Below are 3,724 nucleotides of genomic sequence, written 5' to 3'. Positions count from 1 at the left end.
GACCGCGTCCCGTTGGGGGGCCGTCTCGGCGGCGGTGGCGGATTGAACCGGCAGCGTGGCGGCAAGGCTCAGGCACAGGGCGGCGGCTTGGAGGAATGTGGAGAAGCGCATGGCCGGGGTGTGCACTCCACATCAAGAGCCTGTCAAGGCGCAAGATGTTTGAAACAGCGCAGGTTTCCGGGCGCGCGGCCCCGACTTCGCCCTGGACGCGGACGGGTTTCAGCGGCGCGCCATCCCTGAGGTGGGACATTCTTGCCCCTGGCACGAAGGCTGCTAGAAAAGCGGAAGCATTCTGTCACTTGAGGCGCGGTAACAAGGCGGAGGTCCCCCCATGCGTGCGAGGCTTCGGATTTTTGTGTGGTTGCTGGGGCTGTGCGTGGCCCTGGCTCTGGCTGGCTGCGCCGATCCGGGTTTGGAGCGCGTGGACGTGACCTGGGAGACGGACCCGCCGCCGCGCTGGGGCCTGTACCCCGGCTACCGGCAGGAAATTCCCGCGCCCAAGGGCGCGAGCTACCGCGTGGACGTGTTTTTCAAGGGCAAGGCCTTCACCGGCGGCACGGTGAGCGACGCGGGCTACGCCCTGAACTTCGCCCCTTCCGGCAAGGACATCGAGGCCGAGCGCGACGGCCGCGACCGCATGACCCTTTACGCCACTCTGCGCAACAGCAAGGGCGAAAGCCGCAAGCTCACGGCCCTGCGCATCTCGCGCAAGGACGACAAGCTGGTCTTCGAGTTCCCCAAGTAGCGCCTCCCCCTTCTTGCGCCACATCCACAGGGCGGACCGTCGGCACAGACGGCCCGCCCTGTTTTTCATTTGCCGGGGGCTCCGGGAGGCGGCCAGCCACCCGGCCGCCGGAGGCTTCCCCATCGTCTCCTCCTCGCCGCCGCTTCGCCTAGCCGCCCATCTTCGCCGTCAGCCAGCTGGTGGGCGCGGGCGCGGCGATGGGCGAGGCTTCGCGCGCGTCCACGCCCCGCGCCTCGCGCAGCTTGTCGGCGTAGGCCGCCCAGAAGGACTGCGCCAGGGCCGTGGAGGCCGTGATGGGATAGGCCAGGGTGGCGCTCAGCCGCGCTGTGAGCGTCTCGCACAGCAGCGGGTCGAACAGGCGCGGGTCGTCGATGCGCCGCACATACAGCACCTGCAGGGGGCCGGTCTCGTCGCACAGGATGCGCGCGGCCTGCACCTCCCAGGCGCGCACGTCCGCCCCGCCGCAGCAGACCGAAAGCACGCGCAGGCAGTCCGCGGGCAGGGGGAAGGCGCTGCCGTATTGCCAGCCTGCGGGCGCGGCGCTGGCCGCCAGCTCCGCCTGGGCCAGGGCGCAATTCCAGGGGTGCGCGCGCAGCACCGCGTCGCGCACGGCGGGCCAGCGCTGGTTGCACAGGCGCGCGGCCTTGGTGTTGTCGGCAAGGGAGGCGATGGCCTCCTCGCCCAGGTCGTTCAGGGCGTTGTTGCAGATCTCGATGACGCTCGTGGCCATTATGGCGACCTCCTGTAGTGGAATGAGGTGGGGGGGAATGGGGAGCAAGGGGCGCCGCCCCTTGGACCCGCCAGGGGGCATGTGCCCCCTGGACCCGCATGTGTGGAGAGGAGAGGCAGGGTGTTACGGTTTGCGTGCCTGGCGGACCGCCTCCACGTGTTCCTTGGGCCGCAGGTATTCGGCCGGCAGGCCGAAGAGCGTGGCCGCGTGCCGGGCCATGGCGTCGGGCTCGAAGTTGTCCAGCACGTGGAAGGGATCGCCCCCGGTCAGCAGAGGCTCCAGGTAGCGTACGGCCTGGCCCAGGTTCTCGGCCTCGGCCTGGCGCTGCGCCTGGGCGATGGGTGTGGCGTAGTCCACCCGCAGCGAGCCCTGGGGAAGCCCTTTGGGCCAGGGCGGCAGCTCGCCCTCGCGCAGCAGGATGTTGAAGGCGCGCTCGATGAGCGGGGCCAGGAACTCGGTCTGCATGCGGCCGAGCACCGGGCCCAGGATGCGCATCTTCTCCGCCTGGCGGATGCGCGCCTCGGTGGCCGTGCTGTTCGTGGCCTCAGGGGCCAGCTGGTCGGCCAGGAAGATGCGCCGGATGCTTTGCCTGCGGCGCTCGATCATGGCCTCGATGGAGCCCAGGTCCACGCGCACGGGCAGGGCCTCAATGCGGTCCTGGGAGCCCGCGCGGTAGTACGACAAGCCGCCCGGCCCGGAATGGATGGGCCCGAGGAAGCCGTCGTCCGGCACCATGAGCGGCGGGTCGCTCATCTTTTCCGCCGCCATGAGGGCGGTGCGGCTCATGGCGTTCAGCACGCGCACGTCGGACAGGGCGGTGAGGCCCGGACCCCGGCCGTAGGCCTCGCCCGAGACCTTGGCCCAGCGCGGGCACATGTACGGCAGCTCATGGTAGCCCGATTCCTCCAGCACCACGCCGCTGTCCTGCTCCAGAAAGAAGCAGGCGTAGGGGAAGTCCGCGCTGGCCGGGCTGGCCGGGTTGCGCTCCTGCCGGGGGAACACGGCGTGCACCAGGTTCACGCGGGCCTCCGGGCTCTCCTGGGCAAGCTTCTGGACATCGGGCGAGCAGGCCAGGCCCCACTGGCTCCAGGCCTGGCGCGCGGTAAGGGAGTAGGTGCGGATGACCGTGTCCACCACGCCGCGAGCGTCCTCGGCCAGATGGACTTCGAACAGGGGCCGGGCGTTGAAGCGCACCAGGGAGTCCGGGTCCGGCTCCACGTAGAGCACGGCCGTGCCGAAGAGGCAGAGGTCCAGATACAGCTCGTGCACACAGGCCTGGAAGCCCGTGGCCTCGGTGTTGAAGAGCGCCAGCAGGCGCTCGCGGCAGGCGGACAGGAAGCCGCGGATCTCCTCGCTGCCGGGCGCGCCCCGGTGCAGCTTGAGGTCGAACCAGGGCAGGGCCGGGTTCGTGAGCAGGCCGCCCAGGGCCGAGGCCAGGAGCTCAAGCGAATGCGCGGGGGTGGAGTCGAACACCGCCTCGTCGCCGGGGCGTGCGCCCAGGGCCAGGCCGTAAGCCTGCAAACCCTTGCGCGGCATGATCTGCTCGGCCAGCTCGCGCCAGGCCGGGGTCCAGTGCTCGCGCGCGGCGCGCAGGGCGGCCAGACGGTCCAGCACGGCCTGGGCCTTGTACTGCGTCTGGAGGGGTGAAGGGAAGGCTGCGCGCGCGCTCATTGTCCGAGCCTCGCCTTGAGCTGGCCCGTGGCCAGATTGGCCGAGGCGACGCCGGAAACGCCGGACGCCCCGCCAAGGGAATCTGATGTGCCGTCCTGGTCGTTCTGGGCTGCGCTGGCGCGCTCCGCTTGACGGGCCTTGGCCAGGAGAGCGGCCTCGGCCTTCTTGCGGTCCGCCCGCTGCCGGGCCTCCGCTGCCTGCTGTGCGGCCTCGGCCTCCGCCGCGGCCGAGGCGTCCTGGCCGCGCCCGCCCGTTGTCCCCTGCTGCGGGCCGAGCACGGCCCCGAAGACCATGCTGCTGATGAGGGAGACAGGATCGAAGCTGTTGTTTCCACCCATGGGTACCTCCTGTGCTTGCGGCCGGGCGGGGTGCCCTGGCCAGTGGCGGAAGTATAGCCCGGAGGTCTGCGGCGGGACGGAATTGGCGGCAAATTGGCCGGGAAAAGGACAAGAATGGCGTCTTGACAGCTTTTGCGCCAGACGCTGAAAAAGGAAAAAGGGCCGGTTGCAGCGGCCCTTTTTCGGGAGGAGGGGGAAGGAGTCCAGATTTAGCGTACGCGGCCCGGCAGTGGGTGGGGA

General features: G+C 70.2%; 4 protein-coding genes. 1 reads left to right on the top strand and 3 read right to left on the bottom strand.

The genetic code is table 11. The features are described from left to right. Positions 1-331 precede the first annotated feature (331 nt). On the top strand, positions 332-745 hold the full coding sequence (locus VN419_RS08195) for a hypothetical protein (protein WP_325646353.1): 414 nt from the start codon (positions 332-334) through the stop codon (positions 743-745). 148 nt (positions 746-893) lie between these two features. Here the strand turns inward: VN419_RS08195 and VN419_RS08190 are convergent, their stop codons facing one another. The 3 genes from VN419_RS08190 to VN419_RS08180 all read right to left on the bottom strand — a co-directional run bounded on the left by VN419_RS08190 (position 894) and on the right by VN419_RS08180 (position 3,484). Beyond that, positions 894-1,475 carry a hypothetical protein gene (locus VN419_RS08190; protein ID WP_325646351.1) on the bottom strand — a complete coding sequence of 194 codons (582 nt, stop codon included), beginning with the start codon at positions 1,473-1,475 and terminating at the stop codon, positions 894-896. A gap of 123 nt (positions 1,476-1,598) precedes the next feature. Further along, a complete protein-coding gene (locus tag VN419_RS08185) occupies positions 1,599-3,146 on the bottom strand; it encodes a portal protein (RefSeq protein WP_325646349.1) in 1,548 nt (515 codons plus the stop codon). After that, entirely contained in the window at positions 3,143-3,484 is a 342-nt protein-coding gene (locus tag VN419_RS08180) for a hypothetical protein (RefSeq protein ID WP_325646347.1), read from the bottom strand. Before VN419_RS08180 ends, VN419_RS08185 begins: the two co-directional genes overlap by 4 nt. Between the last annotated feature and the right edge of the window lie 240 nt (positions 3,485-3,724).

Source organism: Humidesulfovibrio sp., assembly GCF_035560995.1.
Classification (GTDB): domain Bacteria; phylum Desulfobacterota; class Desulfovibrionia; order Desulfovibrionales; family Desulfovibrionaceae; genus Humidesulfovibrio.
The sequence above is the reverse complement of the archived record's forward strand: the minus strand, read 5'-3'. Positions and strand labels throughout refer to the sequence as shown.